We start from the raw sequence: 24,224 nt of genomic DNA on the forward strand, positions 1-24,224 counted from the left end.
GATTCGCGAGTGCCGGGCCGCGCCCCGAGGCACGGCCCGGCAGGGGCTCAGGTCAGGGGTCGCGGCTACGGCACGTACTGGACGACCGCGTCGAGGTTGGCCAGGTAGTCGCCCTCGGCCAGCGGGATGCCGGTGAGGTCCCTGACCGTGCGGCTGAGATACGCGCTGACGTAGAACGGCCAGTGGCGGGGGCCGACGCCGCCTTCGAGCGGGCGCGGCGTGGGCACGCCGGCGGCGAACTCGTGCAGCTTGTACGTGGCCACCAGCCGCTCGCCCTGAGGCTGCCCGTCGATGGACACCTGCGCGTGGGCCCCGTCGGGGCGCAGGTAGATGTCGTGGATGGCGGCCTCGTGCCCGCTCCTGACGTCTTCGAGGGCGAAGCCACCGGGGTAGTAGACGCCGTTGCACGGGTCGATGTGGTCCCGCTTCCAGCCGATGGGCATGTAGACGCCCCGGTTGGCGGGTTTGGCCTCGATGGGCGCGATGCCCCGCACGCGTACGCCGCGCTCGTCCAGGAGCCGGACGATCTCGCGGCCGAAGTCGAAGTTCGCGTGCCCCTTCGGACCGAAGTACGGGAACTGGAAGCACGAGGCGGTGGGCGGCTGGACGGACGGGGCGCCGGGAGTCGCTTGGAGGGGGCCGGCCTGGGCGGGGACCGTCGAGACCGCGAGGACCGCGGCGCCGATCACGATCGTCCGGGCGGCGCGAGCAAGAGCACGCACAACATGACCTTTCCTTGACCGGAGGCAGCACAGTGCCTCTGACATGCGATGACGTACTCAACGTAGTGATCAGGTAACGTTCTGTAAAGGCGAGTGTCGAAGGACGGCATGGAAAAGAAAAAGCGTTCCGCACCTCCCGTCACCGGCGTTGAGCCCGGTGACGGGGGTACGGAACGCTCTCGGCGCTCGCCCGTTCCTGTGGTCAGAAGTCGTCGGCGGTGCGGATCCGGTCGCGGATCCAGACCCCGGCCTCCTTCAGGTTGCCCGTGCCGGCGAACGAGCCGTTCGGGCAGGTCCCGGTCCTGAAGACGGCGCCGGTACGGAAGTCGTCGGAGTAGTTCCAGTTGACCCAGCTGATCTTCTTCTGCGCCAGCAGGTCGAGGTACTGCTGCGACCTGGAGAAGTTGTCAGCCCCGTCGCCGGAGGCGCTCTGGGTGCCGAACTCGGTGACGAAGATCGGCAGCCGGTCGGCGGCCCGGGAGAGCGTGTTCAGGTATTCGGTGCCGTGCGAGGCCGCGTAGAAGTGGAACGTGTACATGATGTTGGCCGCGTTGACCGGGCTGTTGACGATCTCGGTCTCATTGCCGCCGCCGGAGACGCCGAGCGACGACCACGCGCGGGTGCCGACCAGGATCGGGGCGTCGGGGTCGTGCTGCCGGATCACCGGGATGAGCTGGTGGGCGTAGTCACGGATGACCGGCCACGTGACGGCGTCGCCGTTCGGCTCGTTGGCGATCTCGTACAGGACGTTCTTCTTGGCGTTGTGCCGCTGGGCGATCTCGGTGAAGAACGTCTTGGCCCGGGCGAGGTTGTACATCGGGTCGCCGGGGTCGAGCATGTGCCAGTCGACGATGGCGTACATGCCGCGGGCGGTGGCCAGCTCGATCAGGGAGTGCACGCGGTCGGTGAACAGCCGCGGGTTCGTCTCGTAACCGCCCTCCTGGATGTACATGGAGATGCGCAGGACGTCGGCCTTCCAGTCGTTCGCCAGCGCGTCGAGCGAGGCGGTGTTGAGGCACTGGCTGTACCACTGGATGCCGTGGCTGCTCATGCCGCGCAGCTGGATCTGCTTGCCGTTCTCGTTGCAGAGCTTGATGCCGCACACCCGCAACTGCCCGTTGGCCTGCACCGGGGTGCCGCCGCCTCCGCCGCCGGTCGGGGCTCCGTAGACCTCCAGCTCCCACAGGGAGTAGCCGTACGGGGTGCCGCGCTGGGTCCCGTGCACCTGTACGTACCGGCCCTGGCCGCTGACCGTGAGGTCGTCGATCGCGCCGTCGCCGGCGGTGGTGGAGTAGACGTCGGTCCAGGTGGAGCCGTCGGCCGAGGTCTGCACGCGGTACGCGCCGGCGTACGCGGCCTCCCAGTTGAGCCGGACCCAGGAGACGTTGTGCGCGGAGCCGAGGTCCACCCGGATCCACTGCGGATCCACCCCTTCTTCGCTGGCCCAGCGCGTGGACGTGCTGCCGTCGACCGCCTTGTCCGGCTCCAGGCCGGCGACCTCGACCGAGGAGGCCGTCACGGTCCTGCCCTGGGACACCAGAGGGTCGGCCGCCGCCACGGCCCGGGCCGTCGCCGCACCGGCGCTGATCGGCACCCCCACCAGCGGCAGGGCCATCGCGGCCACCACGGCTAAGATCCTCGCTACTGCGCTACGCCTCACGAACGACTCCGATTCTCCTGGAAACAGTCAGCGGGCCGATCAGCACGACCGCCACACCCTCGGTCACCGGGAAAGCCGCTCCACCGCCTCCCCGGTTAGGAAAGTTTCTTAACTTGCGGCGCAGCATAAGTTGACATCGAACCTTGACGCAAGACCCAATGCCCCAGACAGGGCGTCAGCAGGCCCGTACGGAGTTGTAGGCGATCTCCGGGTTGAGGTTCTCCTTGTGCCCCGGCGGGACGGTGGCGTTGTGCACCACGTACCCGGGAGAGGCGTAGAGGCAGTAGGAACGGCCGGTCCGGTTCCACGCGGAACGCGCGTCCTTGACCCCGAAGGGCTCCAGATCCGGCGCACCGGCCCGGAACCAGGCGACGGTGCCGTTCCCCTCGAAGTCCCGGAACAGGCACAGATACCCGTCCGGACACCGACCGAAGCCGTCGGCGGCGCCCACCGGCCCGGCGAACGCGAGCACGAGAGTGATCGCCATCAGGAAAGAACGAATGCCGAACACGCAGTCACTCCTCGGATAGACATCATCGCTTTACGTGACCATCATGCGGTCGCGGGTGGCGAGGCGCCATCCATTTATCCACCGCCGCCCAGGCCCGCAACAGCGACTGTCGAGACGGAGGACCGACCCCGCCTCGGGGGGCCGAGCAGACGGGAGGCCCCCGCTCCGCTCCCCCGGATCGGAGCGAGGGCCTTTGGTGCTGTACGGCGAAGGCTCGCGGTCAGCAGTGACGGTCAGTAGTTCCCGTGCACCACGTTGGACGTGAGCCGCACCGAGGACGGCGGGCCGATGTCCACCTTGGCGAAGACCTCGTCACCGCCCCAGTCCTCGTTGAGTGTGTTGCCGTCCAGATAGAACGAGATGCTGATGCGACCAGGCGAGGGGTTGCTCAGGGTCTCCCCGCACGCGACTCCGAAGCCGCCGAACAGGTGGTGGTCGAAGGTGTCGTCGCCGTACAGGTTGACGCAGACGCCCTGACCGGCGACGGCGACGGGCGCGAAGCCGGTGATGCTGACGAAGTAGGCCCGGTATCCGCCCTGCCCGGTGGCCTCGATCGAGAGGTGGACCGAGCCCGCGGCGGCGGTCGCGGGGGCCGCCCCCAGTGTCGTCGCCAGCCCACCGGCCAGCATCAGCCCCGCCAAGGCACGTCGAATTCTCATGTTCCCCCCGTTGGTGGTTGTTCGATCCGAACACCTGGGAAGGCGTTCCACGACGTTCCATGCCGTTCCAGGCGCCTCCACAGATCGTCAACAGAATCTCAACACGACCCGGCTAACGTCCTGCCGTACCGGCGGAGAGGGGAAGGGCGCTCATGGGTGGGGCTTCACGGATGGCGAGGACGCTCGGGCTGGTCACGGCGGGCGCGGCGGTGGGCGGCGTGCTCGCCGGGGGCGGCTTCGCGGCGGCCCGCCAGTTCGGCTGGACGGGCGCCGCGGTCACCGTCGTCACGGAGAGCAGAAGCCTGTCCCCCGGCGGGCTCGGCACGAACGTGGTCTGCCCGCGCGGGCATCGGGCCGTCAGCGGCGGCTACGCCTACTACGGCGACCACAACCGGGAGGAGCCCGTGATCGTCGAGGTGAACGCGCCCCAGGACATCAGCGACCCGCCGGACGGTGTGCCCGAGGCGTGGAGCCTCGTCTTCCTCAGCTCCAAGAAGAAGCGGGTCACGGTCGAGGTGCACGCGGTCTGCGTCCCCCGGTGAACCGGAGATCCCACATCCGCGCCCGGAAGCGGGACCCGGGCCGGACGTACGACGTCAACGCGCGAACCGACACCCGAGGTGGGCGCCCGGCATCGGGGGGGCGATGCCGGGCGTCCTCACTCAGTGCCGGTCATTTCCTTGGTGCACCGCCCTGACCAGCGACTTTCGCGTACGGGACTTCTTCGATGATCGTCGGGTCACTGGCTGAGGTTGCGCTTGTCGGTGCCGATGGCGCCGACTCCCGAGCCTCCGCTGCACTGGCCGCGGGACTCCTTGGTCGCGCCCGGAGGCAGCGTCTCCCAGGAGCCCTTGACGTCGGCCGACCACCCGCAGGTGATGACGGCCCTGAACTCCCACCAGTCCTGCGTGTGGTTGGTGCACCTGGCTACCCCGACGTGCGTCCCCTCCCTGAAGTCGTCGCCCTCTGGGACGTCGCCACCCACCGACTGGTCGGCGCATTCACCGGCCATCGGGGCGCGGTCCATTCGGTCGCGTTCAGCCCGGACGGCCGGTTGCTGGCCACCGCCGGGGGCACCGACCTGACGATCCGGCTGTGGGACGTGGCCGGCCGCCGACCGGCCGGAGCCCCGTTGCGTGCGCACGACGACGCGGTGTGGGGCGTGGCGTTCGACCCGGACGGCCGGTTGCTGGCCACCGCGAGCGACGACCGCACGGTACGACTCTGGGACGTCGCCACCCGCCAGCCGGTCGGGGCCCCGCTCACCGGCCACGGGTATCCGGTGGTGTCGGTGGCGTTCAGTCCCGACGGACGTCAGGTGGCGAGCGCCGGAGGCCACGACTTCACGGCGCGGCTGTGGGACGTGGCCACGCGGCGGCCGGTCGGCATCCCGTTCATCGGTCACGGTGACGCGATCTGGTCGGTGGCGTTCGCCCCGGACGGGAGCACGCTGGCCACCTCCTCCGCCGACGCCGCGGTGCGCCTGTGGAGCCTGGACCGGCCCGCGGACCCGGTCGCCGCCCTGTGCGAGATCGCGGGCCGGCCGCTCACACCCGCGGAGTGGGCCCGCTACATGCCCGAGGAGGCGTATCAGCGGGTCTGCCCGCAACAGACACCCTGACCATCCCGCATACCAGCGGCATACCACCGATCTCTACGGTCGGCGAGGTGACAAGGCCACGGCTCGATCCGCGCCGGGCCCCCTGACATCCCCCATCCGGCCCGGCCGCGAGCAGCAGGCCCGCCGGAAACCCCAGGAGGAACAGTGTCCCGATCCGTCCTCTTACGATCCGTCGTCACCGTGACGCTCGCCGCCGGCCTCACCGTCGCCGGCGCGTCGAGCGGCCAGGCGATGGCGGCCCCCGATCTCCAGCTCCCGTTCCCCTGCGGCCAGAAGTGGCAGCTGGACACGTGGGGTCACGCCCCGGCGCTGGACATGGTGAAGGAGCCCGACCAGCACGGCACCGAGGGGGCCACCCTGATCGCCCCCGCCGCGGGCCGGGTGAACCAGTCGTTCAAGCATCGCAACGCGGGCAACATGGTCCAGATCGATCACGGAGGGGGCTACTTCACCACGTACCTCCATCTGAAGTCCCGCGCCGTGTCGGCCGGTGACACGGTGCGGCGGGGCACGGTGATCGGCCAGGTCGGCAAGGACGGCGAGACCGCGAACGGCCATCCGCACCTGCACTTCGAGCTCGGGCGCGACTCCGACGGCGACGGGTCGGCCTCCTGGGGGTTCGAGGGCTCCGAGCGGATCCGGCCGGCCTTCGACGGCGTCACCTACGGCCAGTCGGACGACCGCACCTGGAACAACGTCACCAGCCGCAACTGCGCCACGACCTCCCCGAAGGGCCGCGTCTCGGTGTACGGGGTGCTGCCGGACGGCCGGCTCACGTACACGGCGATCGACGCGGCCACCGGCAAGCGCACCCACGGCGCGGTCGTCTCCACCGCCACCCTCGGCTTCGCCCCCAAGGCCATGGCGACGCTGAACTACAACACCATCCTGGTCACCAAGGCCGGCTCCGACGGCACGCTCTACCGGGTCGACGTCCGCACCAACGGCGACACCCTGGAGTTCGAGCCGCCCGTCCGTCTCGGTAACGGCTACACCCACGACCACCTCGCCTACGACGGCGACGGCCACCTCTACGGCATCGCCGCCGGCACGCTGCGCCGCTACACGATCGGAACGGCGAAGCCCGTACTGGCCGACATCACCGGCAACACCCACATCGGCGACGGATTCACCCTCAAGACCCTGACCACCGCCGGCCCCGACTGGCTGCTCGGCACCACCGCCAGCGGGCAACTGCTCTCCTACCGCGTCAACGGCGCCGACGACTGGCAGCGTCACCAGCTCCGTGACGCCACCTGGCAGAACTTCACCCACCTGCTCTCCCCCGGCGCGGGCGTCTACTACGGCCACCACCCCGCCGGCGCCCTCTACCGCTACCACGACGCCGACCCCTACGACGGCAAGGGCGACGACCTGACCGGCCACGGCACCGTCGACGCCACCGGCTGGACCCAGACCCTCCTGTCCGCCCAGCCGGGCTCCGCCACCCTCTCCTGAGCGAGCGCCTGTGACCCGGGGGTCGCGTCAGGTGCGCGGCCCCAGGAACAGGCCGCCGGTCGACCGGGTAACCCGGGTGCTTTGTGGACGCGGAGGCCGCACAATCGACGCGTGGATGTGGACGGTTTCGTACGCGACGGCTACGTGGTCGTCCGAGGCGCCTTCAGCGCGGACACGGCCGCGGCGTGCCGGGAGATCATCTGGGAGTCGCTGGCCGGGCACGGCATCCGCCGGGACGACCCCGCCACCTGGCGGCCGAGCGTGGACGTCCCCTGCCCCTCCGGTGCCCCGTTCACCGAGGCGGCGACGTCGCCGGCGCTGGCCGCCGCGTACGACGAGCTGATCGGGCCGGGCAGGTGGACCCGTAGCACCGAGGTGGGCGGCCTGATCCCCGTCCGTTTCCCGTCGGAGGACTATCCGGGCATGGGGTCCGGCTACCACATCGAAGGCAGCTACGAAGGCCCCGACGGCGGCTACTGGGCCAACGTGCGCTCGCGCGGGCGGGGGCTGCTCGCGCTGTTCCTGTTCTCCGACACCGGCCCCGATGACGCCCCGACCCGGCTCGTCAAAGGCTCACACCTACACATCCCGCCGATTTTGCAGCCGTACGGGGAGGCCGGGATCAACGGCGCGGAGGTGGGCGCGAAGTGGCGGCCGTCGGTGCTGTGCCGGGCCACCGCACACGCCACCGGCCGGGCGGGCGACGTCTACCTGTGCCATCCGTTCGTCATACACACCGCCACCTGGCCGCACCGCGGCCCGGCCCCGCGCATGATGGCCCAGCCCGCGGTGCACGTGCCGGACGGGTTCGTCCTGGACGGCTCGGACCCCTCCCCCGTGGCCCGGGCCATCGTGACCGGGCTGGCGACACCCACCTGACCCGGCCGGGCACAGCTGCCCTCAGCCGAGCGAGTGCCTGTGACCGGGGGGTCGCGTCAGGTGCGCGGGCCCAGGAACAGGCCGCCGCTGGCGTCGATGACCTGGCCGGTGACCCAGCGGGCGGCGTCGGAGGCGAGGAACGCGACCACGTCGGCGACGTCGTCGGCGCCGCCGAGCCGGTCGAGCGCCGTCGCTCCCGCGATGAACCCGGCCAGACCCGGAGCCTCGAAGACGGAGGCATTGGCCGGTGTGCGGGTGGCGCCGGGGGCGACCGCGTTGACCGTGATGCCCCTGGCGCCGAGTTCGTTGGCCAGGGTCAGGCTCATCGTCTCGATCGCGCCCTTGGTCATGGCGAAGGACGTCTGGGCGGGGTTGGCCATCCTGGTCGCGACGGACGAGATCGTGACGATCCGGCCGCCGTCCCGCATCAGGGGCAGCGCCCGCTGGATGATGAAGTACGGCGCCCGTACGTTCACCGCGAAAAGGTGGTCGAACTCGGCCCTGGTCGTGCCGCCGAGCGGGCCGGCGGGCGGGGCCGCCGCGTTGTTGACCAGGATGCCGAGCGGCCGTCCCCCCAGACCCGCCTCCATCCCCGCGAAGAGCGTCTCGACGTCGCCGTCCGCGCCGAGCCTCGCCTGGACGGCGAAGGCGTGCCCGCCGCCGCGTTCGATCTCGCCGACGGTGGCCGCCGCGCCATCCTCGTCCGCGCCGAAGTGCACGATCACCGTCGCTCCCCTGGCCGCCAGCCGGACGGCGATCGCCTGGCCGATGCCGCGGGACGCTCCGGTGACCAGGGCCGTTCTGCCGGTCAGATCGTTCATGTCCACCACTCCTTAACGTTAGTCGCTACCAAGTTGGTAGTGACTATCATGAGGGTAGTGTCTAACACATGACCGACCAGCACTCAACCCTGCGAGCGCGACGACGGGCCCAGACACGGCGCACGATCCAGGCGCACGCGGTCCGGCTGTTCAGTGAGCGCGGCTACGACGCCACGACGATGAACGACGTCGCCGAGGCGGCCGGTGTGTCACCCATGACCGTCTACCGGCACTTCGCCACCAAGGAGGACCTGGTCCTGGTCGACCAGCACGCGGAGCTCGTCGCCGAGCGGATCGTCGCGTCGCCCGCCGGCGGGCCGCTGGTCCGTCGCATCGGCGGCGCGCTCATCGACGCGGCCACCGCCCTGACCGGCGACGCGGACCGTCAGCTCCTGCTCGCCCGCCTCCAGTTGATGATCTCGACTCCTGCGTTGCGGGCCAGGCACCTGGACAACCAGTACGCCCTCCAGCAGGCCATCATCGGCGCCCTGGGCGACGACGCCACCGATCCCGACACGGCGTTCCAGGCGCAGGCGGCGGCCAGTGCCTGCCTGGCCGCCCTGCACACGGCACTGGTGCGCTGGGCCGAGGACGACGGGCGCACCGACCTGCCCGAGCTGATCGGCAAGGCCCTCGCCGCCGTCTTCGGCGACGACGCCGTCGGCCCCGTACGGTGACGCCGCCGGGCCCGCACGAGGATGCCGCCGGTCCCGTATGGTGACGACGCCGGGCGTGGAGGACACTCCGCCTCCTTCCCGTGCCCAGGTCGCCCCGGCGACGACCGCTTCGACGGCGGGGGCGTCCATCCCGGCCGAGCGCATCCGTACCCGCGCCTGGTCGGGCGGCACGTCCACGGTGGTGATCTCGCGTCCGAGCACCCGCGCCAGGCAGGCGACCTGGTCGGGGACGCTCAACGGCTCCGGGCCCGTCAGGGTGATCGCCCGTCCCGCGCCGACGCCGGTGAGCAGGCACGCGGCCGCGACGGCGGCCACGTCCCGCGGGTCGATGACGCCCTGGCGGCCGGAACCCGTCATGTTGGGGATCGGCAGTCCCTGGTCGATCAGGTCGGCCCAGCGCAGGAAGTTCGACGCGAAACTGGGCGCGCGCAGGATCGTCCAGGACAGCCCGGACGCGGTCACGGCGTCCTCGGCGGCGCGGTGCCAGGGCCCCACGATCCTGCCGTCAGGACCCCGCGCGCCGGCGCTGGTGGCGGAGAGCTTGACGAGTCTGGAGACGCCCGCCGACCGGGCCGCCCGGACAAGGGCCCGATCGTGCCGCGGTACGGGCGAGCCGGGCGTCGTCAGCACGAAGACCGCCTCCATGCCGGCGGTCGCGGCGTCGAGGGAACGCGGGTCGTCGTAGTCGCCCTCGACGATGTCGACGAGCGGATGCCCGGGGAGCGTCGCGGCGTTTCTGACGAGGGCGCGGACGGGCACGCCACGCCTCCTCATGACCGCGAGGATCGCGGCCCCGACGGTGCGCCCCATCATCAAGCTGGATCCCAGCCACGCGACCACGAGAGCGGGCACGAGCCGCCACGGCGTGACGTCCATCCGCATGACCCACAGCAGCGCCAGCAGGCCGACGACGGTGATCGCCGTCGGGCTGAACCGGAACACGTCTCCGTAGTCGCGCTGGGCTCGCGCCAGGAAAGCCAGGCGGTCCTGGTCGTACTCGTAGGTGTTGCCGATCGGAAACCGGCCGGGCGGGCCGGGACGGGTTGATATCGCTCGGACATCGATTCCCTTCGATGGGAAGGGCAGGCCCGGCCTTTCGGCCGGACCTTCCCCGTGTTCATCCGGTAGGCGTCGCCCAGTGGTAGCGTCCACCCATCTTGCCCCTGTTGAGACGCAGTACTCTGAGTGTCAGAGCTTTCGCCATGCGAATACCACTCCTTCTGGCAGCGGAAATAGCCGCGCAAGAGACCCGGTGCAAGCAATTCGCACCGTACGTGCCCCTTTCGCATCCTCAGGCTAACGATCGGCAGTTTCTTGATGGCTTCACGCGGGCTTGACCGCCGCCTCTCGATGGATGACGGGGGGTTTCCTTTTCTCAGGAGACGATGCGGCGGGGACGAGGCCGAAACGAGGTGGCGAAATGATTCGCTGAATCCGCCGCCATCGGCGACAGCCATTCTGCCGAGTTCTCGGCATGCGGGGCGCTGCGCCGACCCCCGCCCCTCGTCACCGGCCGGCGGACGGGAAGTACCCCAGGATGAACTCGGCGTTCACCTTCGACGTCGGCGGATTGGACTCGCAGTCGGAGCGGACGGACACGAAGTGGCTCTTCGTGTGCGGGACGTAGCAGCGGTACAGGGGCCGCCTGCCCGCGCCCGGGCTCGTGTAGAGGAACCCCTCCCGGCGCAGGAGCGTGTTCTTCCCGGCGTTGCCCGGCCTGTTCTCGCAGTCGGCCGTGGCGGACAGGAACTGGTCACGCGGGGCGTGGCCGGCGAGGCAGCCGTAGATCGCCCTCGTGCCGGGGGTGTTTCTGGTCAGAATGGGAAACCGGCCTTCTTCGCGGTAGTTCGGGCCGGGCCGCGGGCCGCTGGTCACATAATGCTTCAAACCGTCGAAGTAGCGTACCAGGGGAATGCTCCGCGGCCCGGCCTCAGCGTGGGCCGTGGAGACAACGGAACCGGCGGTGACAATGGCCGCGGCCAGCGTGCCGATGATGGCGAATCTCGAATACATGTCTCTTTTCCTTTCCTGCGGATCGCCCGATCGCCGGCACAAGCAGGGCCCTGTGTCGTGTCGCACGCGATCCGGATCGACCGGCAGCCACTCTATCCACGCGGGCCCGCCGTTGATCTGCGCAATTCCCCATACGACCGGCATTCGGCGGCAAATGTCCGGCGAATGTCCGCCATAAGTCCGGCCACGTCGGCGCCATTGTCCATCCGGCTGTCCATCCGACGCCGGAAATATCCGGACGCGCGCCGCACCTTCGCCCCGGGACGCCCCTCCGCCCGATCCGCGCCTGGCGCCGGAACCGTCCTTCGGCCAGGATGGCGATGAGTTGATCATCGGAGAAGGGGACCCATGCGGATCTCACCCATGCCGGATCTCGCGCGCCGGTTACTGACCGTCGCCGCGATCCTCGTCGCCACCGTCGCCCTGCCGGCCGGCCCCGCGCCCGCTGCCACGACCGCGAACTCCGCCGCGACCGTGACGTACAAGATCTGGCACTGGAACATGGCCGGCCACCACCAGCACCTGGGTTCGACGACGAACGGCGTCATCCAGGCCATCGCCGGCTCGATCAGCTACCGCAACCCGGACCTCGTGTCCGTCAACGAGATCTGCCGCAACCAGTACGGCGCCGTGATCGACGCCCTGCAGCGCATGGGCTGGCCGCGCGATCCGGCGAACTTCGCCCGCTACGAGCCGATGACGGCGGCGGGCGACCCCGGCTACTGCGCCGGGCACGGCATCGGCATCGCCCTGTTCAGCCGCTTCCCGCTGGGCGGCACGCTTCGGGAGACTTTGCCGGACGACGGGTCGGGCAGGCAGCGCAAGCTCCTCTGCGCGCCCGTCACGGCCCAGCCCACGGCCGTCAGGTTCTGTACCACCCACCTGACCACCGTCGCCGCCCACAGGGCCGCCCAGCTCGGCCGGGTGCACGACGTTCTGGAGTCCTACCGCTCCCGGGGCGAGGTCCCGATCATCGCGGGCGACTTCAACGTGCAGCCGCACTCACCACTGCTGGACACCTGGTACGACCCCTCGATCGACACCGACGCCAACCGCGCCAACACCGGCCGCTACCACGAGCTCGACGACCGCGAGCCCGCCTGCCCGGGCTGGGGCGAGCAGACCACCGAGAGCAACCGGCTGGGCGCCTGCGGCCAGTCCGGCAAGGTCGACCTGATCTTCTCCCCCGCCGCCCGGCTGACCGCTTACAACGCGGACGCCCTGCCGATCGGCCACGTCTGTGGCGCCAACCGCGACAAGCCCTGCTCCGACCACCGCATCGTCGACGCCACCCTCACGGTCACGACCGGCGAGTGACGTCCCCGGGCCGCCGCCACCGCGCCGGATTGCTAGATGCGTTCGGGCTTCGGCTTGAAGGTACCGGCGGGCTCCCGGTACCGGTCGTCGTCAGAGGTCGTTGCCGGCGTAGGACAGGTTGAAGCTCTTGTTGACCAGGGGAAAGTCCGGGACGATCGCGCTGCCCAGCGCCACGGGCAGGGCAGGCCAGTTGAAGAAGGACGGGTCGGCGATCTTCACGCGGGCGAGGGTGCCGTCGGGGGCGAGTTCGACGCGGTGGGCGATCGTGCCACGCCAGCCCTCGACCAGGCCCACGCCCGAGGACGACGGCTCCTCCGGGCGCATGTCCCCCGACGGGGAAGAGCCGACCAGGTGGGTGATCAGCGCGATGGAGGCGGCGATCTCCTCGGCCCTGACCTGGAAGCGGGCCAGCACGTCCCCGCCGGTGTGGCGGACGGGGGTGAAGTCCCCGAGGTCGGCAAACGGGTGGTCGCGGCGGGCGTCGGGGTCGAGGCCGCTGGCGCGGGCCACGTAGCCGAGGGTGCCGAGGTCGCGGGCGGCGTCGGCGGACAGGACGGCGGTGCCGGTGAAGCGGTCGGCGACCACGGTGTGCCGCAGGGCGAGTGCGGTCAGTTCGGCGACGTCCGCGCCGATGGCGTGCAGCCGTTCTGGATCGGGCAGCGTCCGCAGCTCGGCGCCGCCGAGGCGGACGCCGCCGCGCAGCAGCCGGTGCCCGGTGACCTCGTCGTTGATGCGCAGGAGTTGTTCCCTGATGCGGCCGGTCTGGGCGTGCATGATGCCGTAGGCGACGTCGTTGCAGAGCGCGCCCAGGTCGGTGACGTGGTTGTAGAGGCGTTCCAGCTCCAGCAGCACGGCACGGTCCCGCTGCGCGCGCTCGCTCACCTCGGCCTGGGTGGCCTCCTCCACGGCGAGGCAGTACGCGAGCGCGTGGCCGACGCTGGTGTCGCCGCTGACGCGTTCGGCCAGCTCCAGCCCGTCCTCGGGGCGGCGGCCCTCGAAGAGCTTCTCGATGCCCTTGTGCACGAACCAGAGCCGGGCCTTGAGCTTGATGATGGTCTCGCCGACCACGGAGAAGCGGAAGTGCCCGGGTTCGATGAGGCCGGCGTGGACGGGTCCGACGGGGATCTCGTAGACGCCCTGGCCCTCCACGGTGAGGAACGGGTACGGGCCTTCGGGGTCGCCGAAAGCGGGGGGCGGGCCGGCGTCGGCGCGCATCGGGTACCAGCCGCGCGGCCAGTGGTGGTGGCGCACGAGGCGGCGCGGGAGGGGATGGTCGAGCGGGGTGATGCCGTACAGGTCGCGGATCTCGCGTTCGAACCGGCCGGCCGGGAAGGACAGGCGAGCCAGGCTCGGCACGGCCGGGCGCGCGACGGGCAGACGCACGTGCAGCTCGGCACGACGGTCGGGGCCGCCGGCGACGAACAGGTACGCCAGGGCGAACTCCTCCGCCTCCTGACGTGCGGAGATCAGCGCCAGCCTGTGGCCGTCGGCGAGGAGCCGCGCCGCTTGCTCCGGCAGCTCGCCTGGGCTGATGTCGGCGATGGTACGCATGCTCATGAGGTCGCTCCGGCGATCACGGCGGTGGTACGGATGCTCACGGGGTCGCTCCGGCGATCACGGCGGCGGCTTGCAGCAGGGAGTGCAGTGGTCCGAGGGTGACGCCCAGCACGGCACACGCGGCCAGCCCCGCGACCAGCGGCACGGCCAGACTGCGGGGCAGAGTGACGACCCCACCCGGCCCACCGTCTGGTCCGTCGCCGAGGAGCATGTGGCGGGTGTGGCGGGTGACGGCGGCGACGATGACCAGCATCAGCACCAGCGCCGCCGCCACCGGCCAGCCCAGCCCGGCGGCGAAGCCCGCCCGGGCCAGGCCCAGTTCGCTGGCGAACAGGCTGAACGGGGGCATCCCCAGCAGGGCCAGCAGTCCCAGCGCGAAGGTCCCGGCCAGCAGCGGGGCTTTACTCGCCAGGCCACGGACCGCTCCGATCAGGCTGCTGCCGTACGTCTGGTGCAGCCGGCCCGCGGCCAGGAACAGCACCGACTTGCCGAGCCCGTGCCCGAGGATGTGCAGCAGGACCGCGACCAGGGCGAGGCTGGTGCCGATCGCCGCGCCGAGGGCGAGCAGCCCCATGTGCTCGATGCTGGAGTAGGCCAGCAGCCGCTTGTAGTCGCGCTGCCCGAGCAGCAGCAGCGCGGCCGCGGTCAGGGAGGCGAGCGCCACGATGACCAGCAGCGTCCGGACGAATCCGGCGCCGAGCGCCACGTCGGCGATGACCTTGACCCGCAGGACGGCGTAGAAGGCCACCGACAGCAGCACCCCGGACATCAGCGCGGAGACGGGGGCCGGGGCCTGGCTGTGCGCGTCGGGCAGCCAGGCGTGCATCGGCGCCAGCCCGGCCTTGGTGCCGAACCCGAGCACGAGCAGCATGACCGCGACGCGCATCACGCCGGGATCGAGCCGGCTCGCGCCCTCGGCCAGCGGCGCCCAGTCCAGGGAGGTCACGCCGGCGTGCGTGCCGGCGTAGTGGACCATGACGATGCCGAGCAGCGCGAGCGCGATGCCGACCGAGCAGATGACCACGTACTTCCACGCGGCCTCCGTGGCCGCGCGGGTGCGCCGGTGCCCGACCAGGAACGCGGTCACGATGGTGGTCGCCTCGATGGCTACCCACAGCAGGCCCAGCCCGGAGGCCAGGACGGCGAGCGCCATCGCGGCGATGAACGCCTGCGTCAGTACGCCGTAGCGGCGCATCGCGCGCGGGCCGGTGTGCCCGGCGGCGAGCTCGGCCGCCAGGTAGGCGGGGCTGGCGGCCATCGCGAGCAGCGCGACCACGCCGATCACGATCAGCATGAAGGCGCTCAGGGCATCGCTGAAGAGCAGCCCGCCCAGCGCCTCACGCGTACCCGCCGTAGAAAGAGCCGCAGATCCAGCCGTGGACCCGACCGTGGATCCAGCTGTGGCCGATGCCGTGGACAGCGCGACCGCGCAGGCCAGCAACACGGCCGCCGAGAGTGTTCCGAGCCAGGCGGTGACCCGGTTCCAGCCGAGCACCGCGTACAGGCACGCGGCGACGGCGGGCACCGCGACCGGAGCGAGCACCAGCAGGCTTTCCATCAGTCGTGCAACTCCCGCAGCTCGTCGAGGTCGGTACCGCCGAACGCGGCCCGCATCCGGGTGGTCAGCACCTGCAGCACCAGCACGGCCAGCAGGACGTCCAGGGAGATCCCGAGCTCGACCACCAGGGGGACGCCGCTGGTGGTGAGGAACGCGGCGGCGGTGATGGCATTGTCCATCAGCAGGAAGCCCACCACGTGCGACAGCGCCCGCTTACGGGTCACCAGGACGAAGAACCCGATCAGCAGCACGGTCAGCGCGACGGGCACCGCCTGCGTGGCCGGCGTGGGCGACAGCCGGATGAGCGGCTGGGAGACCGCGTACGCCAGCATCGCCAGCACCGCCGCCACCAGCAGCGAGGTGGCCACGTTGACCAGCGGCTGCGTCTCACGGCCCGCGCCGCCGGCCACCAGCGCGCGGCGCATCAGGTACGGCAGCAGCCCGGCCCGCAGGGCGCCCACCCCGGCGCCGACCAGGATCAGCTCCAGCTCGCCGTGCCAGAGGCCGAGGACGACGACGAGCGCGGTCAACGCCACCCCTTGCAGGGTGAACAGCCGCACGATCGCCGACAGCTCGCGCCGCCACAACACCATCACGCCGGTCAGCAGGAACGCGCCGCACGCCAGGTAGAGCGCTTGGACGTACAGAGCATCGGTCATGTGTCTCGCCCCCGTTTCAGGCCAGGAAGAAGGAGGCGGCCACGGCCAGCAGCGCCAGCAGGAACGACCCGGCCAGCAGCTCGGGCACGCGGAACAATCGCAGCTTGGCCATGAAGACCTCGCCGGCCGCCAGCAGCACGCCCAGCAGCGCCACCTTGACCACGATCGCGACCACGGCCAGCGGCAGCGCGAGCGTCCCTGCGTCAGCGCCCGCGATGCCGAGCGGGAAGAACAGGCTCGCCAGCAGGCCCAGCAGCACCGACAGCCGCATCGCCGAGGCCCACTCGATCAGCGCCAGGTCCGGTCCCGCGTACTCCAGCACCATGGCCTCGTGGATCATCGTGAGCTCAAGGTGCGTGGACGGGTTGTCCACGGGGATGCGGCCGGTCTCCGCGATCGTGACGATGGCCAGCGCGACCGCGGCCAGCGCGCTCACCGGCGAGATCACCGACAGTGGATCCTCGGCCGTCGCGGTGACGATCGAGCCCAGGTTGGTGGAGCCGACCCTGATCGACAGCGCGAACACCGACACCAGGATCGTCGGCTCGACCAGCGCCAGCACGGTCATCTCGCGGCTGGCGCCCATGCCGCCGAACGCGGTCCCGGTGTCGAGCGCGCCGAGCGCCAGCGCCACCGAGCCCAGGGCGAGCAGCGCGGTCACCGCGAACAGGTCGGCGACGCCGTCCAGCGGCGAGGCCGTGGTCACCAGCGGGACGACGGCGGCCGCCACCAGGGCCGTGCCTGCCAGCAGCAGCGGCGCGAGGCGGAACACCCAGCCGGTGCCGTGGGGCGAGATCGCCTGCTTGCGCATCAGCTTGCGCAGGTCGCGCCACGGCTGGGCGATGCCGGCTCCCGCGCGTCCCTCCATGCGGGCGCGGACCTGCCGCATCACCCCCACGAGCAGCGGCGAGCCGACCGCGATGGCGAGAACCTGGAGCACCGCTCCGATCGTGCCCGTCACCACAGCACCACCAGGACGATCAGCGCGCCGGTCAGCGCCCAGAAGCCGTAGCCGAGATAGCGGTGCACGCTGCCGGTGGCCAGGGCGCGCGCCCTGTTCCCGAGGGCCGCCGCCGCGGCGATCAGCGGACCGTAGAGCCGGTGCTCGATGCGATCGGGCACGCGCGCCTGGAAACGCACGCGTTCCACCAGATAGGCCGATTCCTTCATCGGGGTGACGTCCACATCGCTCTCGGGGGCCAGTACGTCGTCGAAGACCCGTTGCAGCGGCTCGGCGAACGAGGTGGCGGTGTACTCCATCCGGGCCGACATGGGGCCGGCGCCGCAGTCCCACAGCCGGGCGGCGCGCCTGGCCCGTCGCGTGGCCGTGATCCGTACCAGGCCGAGCACGGCCGCGACGGCGGCCACCAGGGCGACGGCGATGAGCAGCGGCGAGATCATCCCCGAGACGCCCGCCAGCCGCAGCGTCAGCTCCCCGCTGACCACGTCGCGCCCGGGGAAGATCACGCCGACCGCCCGGCCGAGCGCGGGCACGACCAGCGTGGGGGCCAGCGCCAGCACCACGCAGCTCACCGCCGCGAACGTCATCGCGGCCAGCATCGACGGCGGGCTCTCGGTCGCCCGCTCGGCCTCGGCGCTGCGCGGCCGGGCCAGGAAGCCCACCCCGAACGCCTTGACGAAGGTCGCCACGGCCAGTCCGGCCGACAACGCGATCACCCCGACGGCCAGTGGCATCGTCACCGCGCCCGCCACCCCGGCGCCGGGCAGGGCGTGGATCAGGCTCTGCAGCAGCAGCCACTCGCTGACGAAGGCGTTGCCGGGCGGCAGCGCCGAGGCGCACAGCGCGCCGACGGCGAACACGGCCGTGGTGTAGGGCAGCCGGGTGCGCAGCCCGCCCAGCGCGTCGAGGTCGCGGGTGCCGGTGGCGTGCAACACCGAGCCGGCCGACAGGAACAGCACCGTCTTGAACGCCGCGTGGTTGACCACGTGGAGCAGGGCCGCGGCCAGCGCCAGCGCGGCCGGCACGGGGAGGCCGGAGACGGCGAAGAAGCCGGACGCGCCCACGCCGACCAGCACCAGGCCGAGGTTCTCCGTCGTGGAGTAGCCCAGGAGCCGCTTCAGGTCGGAGGTGACCGCCGCCTGGAGGATGCCGTACAGCGCCGACAGCGCGCCGGCCGCCAGTACCAGCAGCCACCACCAGGCCGGCCCGCCGCCCAGCAGGTCGAGCCCGACCCTGATGATCCCGTACGCGCCCAGGTTCACCATCGCCGCGCTCATCAGCGCCGAGACGTGGCTCGGCGCCTCCGGATGCGCCCGGGGCAGCCAGACGTGCAGCGGCACGATGCCGGCCTTGGAGGCGAACCCGGCCGCCGTCGCCAGGAACACGACGGTCGCGGCGCCCGAGGACAGCTCGGCGGCGCGCAACTGGGCGAAGCTCTCGCCGGCGGCCCCGGCGGCGAACGCCACCAGCCCGGTCAGGATGGCCACGAGGCCGAGGTGCGTCATGACCGCGTACCAGAGCCCGGCCCGGCCCACCTCCGCCCGCCGCCGGTGCTCGGCCAGCACCAGCAGCAGCGAGGTCACCGCCATCAGCTCCCAGGTGAGCAGGAACGTGCTCACGCTCGCCGCAGCGGGCACCAGCAGCAGGGCCGCCACGAACAGCGGCAGCACGGCCTGGAACAGGCGCCCGTCGAGGCCGTGGGCGCAGTAGCCGATGCCGTAGATCGCCGCGCACACGGTCACCAGCCCGATGACCGCGATGAACACCCCGCCCAGGGGGTCGATCGCGAGCCGCACGCCGGCCAGGGGCAGCAGGTCCGGCAGCCAGGCCGACCAGCTCGGGCCGTGCCCGCCCACCGGACCACCCAGAGAAACGCCGCCGGCAAGGGCGAAGACTCCCGCCGCCGCTCCCACGGCCCCCGCGACGGCGGTGCACCAGCCCGCCAGCGGCAGCCTGGCCCGCGCCGGAGCCGTCAGGGCGGCCAGCGCGGCGAGCGCGCAGCCGGCCAGGGCCGTCACGTACAGGGTGCCGACGAGGTTCATCGGCCGGTCAGCCCGCGCAACGCCGCCACGATCTCCTCGGGACGCGGCGGGCAGCCCGGCACCTCCACGTCCACGTCCACCACGTCGCGCACCGCCCCGGCCACGCCGTACGCGCCGGCGAACACGCCGCAGTCGCGGGCGCAGTCGCCCAGCGCGATCACCAGCCGCGGCTCGGAGACCGCGTCGTGGGTACGGCGCAGCGCCATCTCCATGTTGCGCGTCACCGGCCCCGTCACCAGCAGGGCGTCGGCGTGCCGCGGGGAGGCCACCAGCCGCGCGCCGTACCGCTCGGCGTCGTACACCGGGCCGAACGCCGAGGCGATCTCCACCTCGCACCCGTTGCACGACCCCGCGTCCACGTGCCTGATCTGCACCGATCCGGCGAGCTCCGCGGCCTTCTCGGGCACCTCGCCGTCGGCGCGCTCCGGAGCGGGCTCGGCCACCCGCCCCGTCTTAACGATCTTGCGCCACATCTTCTTCACCGCCCTCCAGCAGCTCGTTGAGCAGCTCGTGCTGGCCGGACAGCTTCTCGGCCAGGAGCTCGCGAGCCGCGCGCAGCAGACCGGCCACCCGGCCGCCGGCCAGCGCGTAGACCACGGTGGTGCCCTCCCGCTGCGCGGTGACCAGGCCGGAGCGGCGCAGCACCGCCAGATGTTGCGACAGGCCGGTCGGCTCCACCTCGATCGCGGCCAGCAGCTCGCGGACCGGTTTCGGCCCGTCCTGGAGCAGCTCCAGCACCCGGATCCGGACCGGATGGCCCAGGAGGCGGAACAGCTCGGCCTTGGCCTCGTACAGCGGCACCGACATCACGGGCCCTCCGTCCCATCCCGCGGTCTCCCGAACACACGCATTCATGCCGCATTCATTAATTACGAATCTGCGCAATTACGATAGCGCACCCGATGAAGAGGTCCGTCCCGTGACCGCGTGCCCGCTTCCACGGCGCGACCCAGGGATAGGCCCCCTCCCATGGGGTAGCCGGTGGTGAGAGTCCGGCGGTCTGGGGTCGCGGATGCGAGGTGACAACCATGACCGAAGTCCGCAGCGTGGTCGTCGGTTACGACGGCTCCGACTTCTCGGTCCAGGCTCTGGACTGGGCGCTCGACGAGTGCGAGCTGAGGGGGCTGCCGCTGACGCTGACGCACGCCTGGCACTGGCCGTACGGCGAGGCATCCGAGGAGGCCAAGCTCCATCTGCGCAAGGCGGCCGAGCACGTGCTCTCCCACGGCGCCGATTGCGCCCGCGCCACCAGCGCCGTCGACCATGTCATGACCGACCTGTACGAGGGATCGCCCGCCGAACGCCTCGTCGAACTGTCGACCGGCGCCGCCCTCGTCGTCGTCGGCTCCCGGGGCCTGGGATCCCTGGCCAGGTCGCTCGTCGGCTCGGTCGCCACTTATGTCGCCGCCCACGCACGGTCCCCGGTGATCGTCGTACGCGGCCCCGGCCCGATACCGGCGTCGTCCCGTCCCGGCCCCGTGGTCCTCGGCCTCAGCCCGGCCACGCCGGACGCGGCCCTGCAGTTCGCCTTCGACGAGGCCGCCCTGCGTCAGCTTCCGCTCATGACCGTGCACGCCGTGCACCTGCAGAACCTGGCATGGGGAGTGGCGATGGCGCCCGTGCCCGACGTCGAGGCCGCCACCGCGACCGGGCGCGAACGGATGGAGGAACGCCTGGCCCCCTGGCGCGTCCGGCACACGGACGTGGGCGTGGAGGCGCAGGCCGCCACCGCGCCGGCGAAGGAGGCCCTGCGCACGGCGTCCTGCCGGGCGAGCCTGGTCGTCGTGGGCGCGGAACGGACCCGCCACCACGGCCGGCTGAGCACGGTCGTCAGGGCGATGGTCGAGCACGCCGCCTGCCCGGTCGCCGTCGTCCCCGGCGACCTCCCGGACGGGTGACGGGCGTGCCTGCTCAGGACCTCGGGCTCACCCGCCCGGCCTGATCAGGCCGCTCTCGTACGCCAGGATGACGAGCTGGACCCGGTCGCGCACGTTCAGCTTGGCGATGGCCCTGGTGATGTGGGTCTTGGCGGTGAGCGGGCTGATGACGAGGCGCTCGGCGATCTCCTGGTTGGACAGGCCGAGCGCCACCAGCCTGACCGTCTCCCGTTCCCTGGAGGTGAGGGCGGCCAGCCGCTCCCCCGCGGCGGGCGTGAGGTCCTGCCGGTGGGCGAACTGCTCGATGACGCGGCGGGTCACGCCCGGCGACAGGAGCGCGTCCCCGCCGGCGACGGCGGCGACCGCGCGGCGGAGCTCGGCGGGTTCGACCTCCTTGGTGAGGAAGCCGCTGGCTCCGGCGCGCAGGGCGGCGAAAACGTGTTCGTCGGTGTCGAACGTGGTGAGGATGATGACGCGGCAGCCCCGCGTGGCCGGGTCGGTGACGATGCGGCGCGTCGCGGTGATCCCGTCGGTGCCGGGCATGCGGATGTCCATGAGGATCACGTCGGGACGGGTGCTCGACGCCAGCCGTACGGCCTCGTCGCCGTCCTGGGCCTCGCCGACGACCGTGAGGTCCCGTGAGCGGGCCAGCAGGCTGCGAAAGCCGGCCCGGACGAGTGCCTGGTCGTCGGCGAGGAGCACCGTGATCGTCATGCCGACGAGCCTGCCACAGGGATCTCGGCCCGTACGGTGAAGCCGCCGCCTGGTGCGGGTCCCGCGGTGAGCGCGCCCCCGAGTGCGCTCACCCGTTCCCGCATGCCGGCCAGCCCGTGACCCCCGGCCGTCGCGGCTCCTGCGGCATCTGCCGGAGCGCCTCGGCCGTTGTCGGAGACCTCCACGGTGATCGAGCGGGGTCCGTAGCCGATCGTCACCGCGGCCTCGCTCGCGTCGGCGTGCTTGAGCGTGTTGGCGAGGGACTCCTGTACGACGCGGTGCACGGCGATGGCGGGAATGGCGGTGACGGCGGCCCGGTCGCCGTGCTCCTCGAAGGTCACCTCAAGGCCGGCGGCGCGGGCGTCGGCGACGAGCGTGTCCAGGGAGGCCAGATCGGCCTGGGGCGCGGTGCCCTCCGGGCCGTCGCGCAGGACCGTGATGAGGGCGCGAAGGTCGGCCATCGCCCGGTTCCTGACGTCTTTCGCCAGGCTCAGCGCGGCGGCGGCCGCGGCCTGGTCCTCCTCCTCCAGGGCGTCGGCGGCCACGTTGAGCTGCACGCCGACGACGGCCAGCGTGTGGGCGATCACGTCGTGCACCTCGTGCGAGACGCGCAGCCGTTCCTCCGCCACGCGGGCCCGGTCGTCGGCCTCGCGCAGTTGTTCGCGCCGGCGCAGCGCGGCGGCGTAGGCGCGGCCCGCGGCGATGAGGATCGCGAGGAGCAGTCCTTCTCCGACGACGTGGATCAGGTAGCGGCTGGGGTTGAGGTCCAGGATCGGGCGGAAGTCGATCGCGGAGTAGACCAGCTGGGCCAGGCCGGCGGCGGCCGCCCAGCGCACGCGTGGCGTGGTGGCGGCGGTGAAGTAGGCGACCGCGGCCGGCCAGATCCACCCGGCGGGAGACCAGTGCCCGGTCAGGTGGTAGACGAGGACGCCGCCGATCGACAGCAGCAGCACGGTCATCGGCCATCGGCGTCTGACCAGAAGCAGCGCGCCGAGGAACAGCCCTAGGGGGATCGGGCCCGACCAGGGGCCGTGCACCCCGGTGGCGAGGGCCACGGCGACGAAGAAGACCAGGGTGAGGACGGAGAGCGCGAGGTCGGTGATCCGGGCGAGGTGCCGGGCCGGAGCGGCTTCGCGGCGTGGGGATGGTTCCGCCATGGGCTCAGACGTGGGTGACGAGGAGGGTCACTCCCGCCTCGCCGCCGCAGTCGACGAAGACGGGACCGACGCCGTTGCCGATCTCGGGGGCGAGGGTCGCCTTCGCCACGAACCCCTTCGCGTCGTCCTTGACGATGCGGATGTCCCGCAGCACCGGGTGCTTCCTGTCCACCCCGGCCAGCACCGCCTTGAGCCCCTTACCGCCGCCGCAGTGGCCGGTGATCGTCACCCGCTGGCCTCGCCTGGTGGTGGGGTTGGGGCTCACCTGAACCACCGCCCTGGCGCCCTTCGGCGGCTTCGGCGCGGCCACCGCGGCCGTGCCGGCCCGGCCTGATGCGGCAGCCTGGCTGACCTGGGCGCCCGCCGGTGCGCCGGCCGAGACCAGCAGACCGGCCGTCACGCTCAGCCCGGCGATCGCGTTCATCATCTTCCTGCTCATGGCGAACTCCTTCGGTTCTCGTCCGGCTGTCTCGGGGAGAAACGCTAGGCCGGGCCGAGGCGGGAGCGCGTCATCCGTTGATCGTCACCTTCCCTTGCACCATTCGCCGTACGTTCTACCGCGAAAGGAGTAGAACGCTCACCAGGCGCTGGCCTCCACGGTGACGGCCGGCGTCAGCCCGTCGCGCAGGGCTTCCAGGAAGGTGACCACTTCAGCGGCCACCGAGCGGTGCTGCAGGTCGTTGAGCACGTCGTGGTGGGCGCCGCGCACGACACTGAGCCGTGCGCGCGGCAGGGTCTTGGCCGCCCGCGCGACCGCGTCCCGGTCCGCCAGCGGATCGGCGTCGCCGACCAGGAGCAGGTGCGGGAGGTCGGCGGTGTTCGCGTACGCCGCGTCGAGCAGGTCCTGGGGCACGGCACCGGCCAGCATGCCGCGCTCCACGGCGGTGTCGCCGGTCAGGACGCCGCGATGCGTGGGGCAGGAGGTGCGGAGGTCGAGCTCGTCCTCCCACCCGCCGCCGGCCCGCGAACCGCTGCCGGGCAGCCCGGCCAGCACGACCGCCTGCGGCCACCACCCCGCCGTCGAGGCGGCTGTGGTGGAGGCCGTGGCGAGCAGGGCGGCGACTCCTGCGGCGCCCAGGTCGGAACCCACCAGCACCAACGGTCGTGGCAGCCCGTCCGGCGTCTCGGCCGCGACCTCCTCGACGGCCTCGGCCAACCCCCGGGCGAGGGCGTCCAGGAAGGACTCGTCGGCAGGTGGCAGGGCTGCGATCCGGACCCGGTAGGCGTCGTAGGCGAGCCGCGCGCTGAACCGCGCGTACGTCGCCGCCGTCTCGCCGCGGCCCGGCACGATGACGACCGTGCCTCTGGTCCGCAGCCCGGCGGGAGCGTGGAAGTCGGTGATCTGCGTCATGTCATGCTCC

Annotated in this window: 25 protein-coding genes and 2 pseudogenes; 8 read left to right on the plus strand and 19 right to left on the minus strand. The window is 71.8% G+C overall.

What is annotated here, in order from left to right:
- Window positions 1-65: 65 nt before the first annotated feature.
- The 4 genes from AB0C28_RS53380 to AB0C28_RS53395 all read right to left on the minus strand — a co-directional run bounded on the left by AB0C28_RS53380 (window position 66) and on the right by AB0C28_RS53395 (window position 3,552).
- Window positions 66-722 carry a hypothetical protein gene (locus AB0C28_RS53380; RefSeq protein WP_358084825.1) on the minus strand — a complete coding sequence of 219 codons (657 nt, stop codon included), beginning with the start codon at window positions 720-722 and terminating at the stop codon, window positions 66-68.
- Window positions 723-924: 202 nt separating this feature from the next.
- Window positions 925-2,349, minus strand: coding sequence for a cellulase family glycosylhydrolase (locus AB0C28_RS53385; RefSeq protein WP_358084828.1), 1,425 nt, complete (start codon window positions 2,347-2,349; stop codon window positions 925-927).
- Between the two features lie 208 nt (window positions 2,350-2,557).
- On the minus strand, window positions 2,558-2,893 hold the full coding sequence (locus AB0C28_RS53390) for a peptidase inhibitor family I36 protein (protein WP_357859953.1): 336 nt from the start codon (window positions 2,891-2,893) through the stop codon (window positions 2,558-2,560).
- Window positions 2,894-3,126: 233 nt separating this feature from the next.
- Window positions 3,127-3,552 (minus strand): hypothetical protein, encoded by a 426-nt coding sequence (locus tag AB0C28_RS53395; protein WP_357859955.1) that lies wholly within the window; start codon window positions 3,550-3,552, stop codon window positions 3,127-3,129.
- A gap of 170 nt (window positions 3,553-3,722) precedes the next feature.
- Between AB0C28_RS53395 and AB0C28_RS53400 the strand changes: the two genes are divergently transcribed.
- Window positions 3,723-4,094 carry a hypothetical protein gene (locus AB0C28_RS53400; RefSeq protein ID WP_358084831.1) on the plus strand — a complete coding sequence of 124 codons (372 nt, stop codon included), beginning with the start codon at window positions 3,723-3,725 and terminating at the stop codon, window positions 4,092-4,094.
- A gap of 197 nt (window positions 4,095-4,291) precedes the next feature.
- On the opposite strand, the gene AB0C28_RS53405 is transcribed toward AB0C28_RS53400, so the two are convergent.
- On the minus strand, window positions 4,292-4,564 hold the full coding sequence (locus AB0C28_RS53405) for a hypothetical protein (RefSeq protein ID WP_358084887.1): 273 nt from the start codon (window positions 4,562-4,564) through the stop codon (window positions 4,292-4,294).
- Between AB0C28_RS53405 and AB0C28_RS53410 the strand changes: the two are divergent.
- The 4 genes and pseudogenes from AB0C28_RS53410 to AB0C28_RS53425 form a co-directional block, all read left to right on the plus strand.
- A pseudogene (locus tag AB0C28_RS53410) lies at window positions 4,541-4,603 on the plus strand (hypothetical protein); the annotation flags it as partial. The gene AB0C28_RS53405 and the pseudogene AB0C28_RS53410 overlap by 24 nt on opposite strands.
- A 3-nt stretch (window positions 4,604-4,606) precedes the next feature.
- The gene (locus AB0C28_RS53415; RefSeq protein ID WP_358084884.1) at window positions 4,607-5,173 is read left to right on the plus strand and encodes a WD40 repeat domain-containing protein; all 567 of its coding nucleotides are present in this window, start codon (window positions 4,607-4,609) and stop codon (window positions 5,171-5,173) included.
- A gap of 144 nt (window positions 5,174-5,317) precedes the next feature.
- Window positions 5,318-6,631 (plus strand): M23 family metallopeptidase, encoded by a 1,314-nt coding sequence (locus AB0C28_RS53420; protein WP_358084834.1) that lies wholly within the window; start codon window positions 5,318-5,320, stop codon window positions 6,629-6,631.
- Between the two features lie 111 nt (window positions 6,632-6,742).
- Complete coding sequence (locus AB0C28_RS53425; RefSeq protein WP_357859963.1) at window positions 6,743-7,510, plus strand: phytanoyl-CoA dioxygenase; 768 nt, start codon at window positions 6,743-6,745, stop codon at window positions 7,508-7,510.
- Window positions 7,511-7,566: 56 nt separating this feature from the next.
- On the opposite strand, the gene AB0C28_RS53430 is transcribed toward AB0C28_RS53425, so the two are convergent.
- On the minus strand, window positions 7,567-8,331 hold the full coding sequence (locus tag AB0C28_RS53430) for an SDR family oxidoreductase (protein WP_358084836.1): 765 nt from the start codon (window positions 8,329-8,331) through the stop codon (window positions 7,567-7,569).
- Between the two features lie 68 nt (window positions 8,332-8,399).
- On the opposite strand from AB0C28_RS53430, the gene AB0C28_RS53435 reads away from it, so the two are divergent.
- Window positions 8,400-9,008: a helix-turn-helix domain-containing protein gene (locus AB0C28_RS53435; protein ID WP_357859967.1), complete on the plus strand. Its 609-nt coding sequence runs from the start codon at window positions 8,400-8,402 to the stop codon at window positions 9,006-9,008.
- Between the two features lie 348 nt (window positions 9,009-9,356).
- On the opposite strand, the pseudogene AB0C28_RS53440 reads toward AB0C28_RS53435, so the two are convergent.
- Window positions 9,357-9,890 (minus strand): annotated as a pseudogene (locus AB0C28_RS53440) (NAD(P)H-binding protein); the annotation flags it as partial.
- Window positions 9,891-10,514: 624 nt separating this feature from the next.
- Window positions 10,515-11,021: a hypothetical protein gene (locus tag AB0C28_RS53445; RefSeq protein ID WP_357859970.1), complete on the minus strand. Its 507-nt coding sequence runs from the start codon at window positions 11,019-11,021 to the stop codon at window positions 10,515-10,517.
- Window positions 11,022-11,369: 348 nt separating this feature from the next.
- Here AB0C28_RS53445 and AB0C28_RS53450 point away from each other — a divergent pair, with 348 nt between their 5' ends.
- On the plus strand, window positions 11,370-12,338 hold the full coding sequence (locus AB0C28_RS53450) for an endonuclease/exonuclease/phosphatase family protein (protein ID WP_358084839.1): 969 nt from the start codon (window positions 11,370-11,372) through the stop codon (window positions 12,336-12,338).
- A 90-nt stretch (window positions 12,339-12,428) separates the two neighbouring features.
- On the opposite strand, the gene AB0C28_RS53455 is transcribed toward AB0C28_RS53450, so the two are convergent.
- Genes AB0C28_RS53455 through AB0C28_RS53485 form a run of 7 tightly spaced genes read right to left on the minus strand, consistent with a single transcriptional unit; the run spans window position 12,429 to window position 19,922 of the window.
- Window positions 12,429-13,895, minus strand: a complete 1,467-nt coding sequence (locus AB0C28_RS53455) for an NADH-quinone oxidoreductase subunit C (protein WP_358084842.1) — start codon at window positions 13,893-13,895, stop codon at window positions 12,429-12,431.
- Between the two features lie 37 nt (window positions 13,896-13,932).
- Window positions 13,933-15,453, minus strand: coding sequence for a proton-conducting transporter membrane subunit (locus tag AB0C28_RS53460; protein WP_358084845.1), 1,521 nt, complete (start codon window positions 15,451-15,453; stop codon window positions 13,933-13,935).
- Window positions 15,453-16,112, minus strand: coding sequence for a hypothetical protein (locus AB0C28_RS53465; RefSeq protein ID WP_357859982.1), 660 nt, complete (start codon window positions 16,110-16,112; stop codon window positions 15,453-15,455). The genes AB0C28_RS53460 and AB0C28_RS53465 overlap by 1 nt, the downstream gene beginning before the upstream one ends.
- 16 nt (window positions 16,113-16,128) lie before the next feature.
- Window positions 16,129-17,073, minus strand: coding sequence for an NADH-quinone oxidoreductase subunit H (locus AB0C28_RS53470; protein ID WP_357859985.1), 945 nt, complete (start codon window positions 17,071-17,073; stop codon window positions 16,129-16,131).
- Window positions 17,070-19,115: a proton-conducting transporter membrane subunit gene (locus tag AB0C28_RS53475; protein ID WP_357859988.1), complete on the minus strand. Its 2,046-nt coding sequence runs from the start codon at window positions 19,113-19,115 to the stop codon at window positions 17,070-17,072. The genes AB0C28_RS53470 and AB0C28_RS53475 overlap by 4 nt, the downstream gene beginning before the upstream one ends.
- Complete coding sequence (locus AB0C28_RS53480) at window positions 19,112-19,588, minus strand: oxidoreductase (protein WP_357860339.1); 477 nt, start codon at window positions 19,586-19,588, stop codon at window positions 19,112-19,114. The genes AB0C28_RS53475 and AB0C28_RS53480 overlap by 4 nt, the downstream gene beginning before the upstream one ends.
- On the minus strand, window positions 19,569-19,922 hold the full coding sequence (locus tag AB0C28_RS53485; RefSeq protein WP_357859991.1) for a metalloregulator ArsR/SmtB family transcription factor: 354 nt from the start codon (window positions 19,920-19,922) through the stop codon (window positions 19,569-19,571). Before AB0C28_RS53485 ends, AB0C28_RS53480 begins: the two co-directional genes overlap by 20 nt.
- A gap of 221 nt (window positions 19,923-20,143) precedes the next feature.
- Here AB0C28_RS53485 and AB0C28_RS53490 point away from each other — a divergent pair, with 221 nt between their 5' ends.
- A complete protein-coding gene (locus AB0C28_RS53490; RefSeq protein WP_357859993.1) occupies window positions 20,144-21,013 on the plus strand; it encodes a universal stress protein in 870 nt (289 codons plus the stop codon).
- Between the two features lie 27 nt (window positions 21,014-21,040).
- On the opposite strand, the gene AB0C28_RS53495 is transcribed toward AB0C28_RS53490, so the two are convergent.
- The 4 genes from AB0C28_RS53495 to AB0C28_RS53510 all read right to left on the minus strand — a co-directional run bounded on the left by AB0C28_RS53495 (window position 21,041) and on the right by AB0C28_RS53510 (window position 24,214).
- Entirely contained in the window at window positions 21,041-21,706 is a 666-nt protein-coding gene (locus AB0C28_RS53495) for a response regulator transcription factor (protein WP_357859996.1), read from the minus strand.
- Complete coding sequence (locus AB0C28_RS53500) at window positions 21,703-22,863, minus strand: ATP-binding protein (RefSeq protein ID WP_358084848.1); 1,161 nt, start codon at window positions 22,861-22,863, stop codon at window positions 21,703-21,705. Before AB0C28_RS53500 ends, AB0C28_RS53495 begins: the two co-directional genes overlap by 4 nt.
- 4 nt (window positions 22,864-22,867) lie before the next feature.
- Window positions 22,868-23,302: a hypothetical protein gene (locus tag AB0C28_RS53505; RefSeq protein ID WP_357860002.1), complete on the minus strand. Its 435-nt coding sequence runs from the start codon at window positions 23,300-23,302 to the stop codon at window positions 22,868-22,870.
- Window positions 23,303-23,440: 138 nt separating this feature from the next.
- Window positions 23,441-24,214: a hypothetical protein gene (locus AB0C28_RS53510; RefSeq protein ID WP_358084851.1), complete on the minus strand. Its 774-nt coding sequence runs from the start codon at window positions 24,212-24,214 to the stop codon at window positions 23,441-23,443.
- Window positions 24,215-24,224 lie beyond the last annotated feature (10 nt).

Source organism: Nonomuraea sp. NPDC048892, assembly GCF_040649735.1.
Taxonomy (GTDB): Bacteria; Actinomycetota; Actinomycetes; order Streptosporangiales; family Streptosporangiaceae; genus Nonomuraea; species Nonomuraea maheshkhaliensis.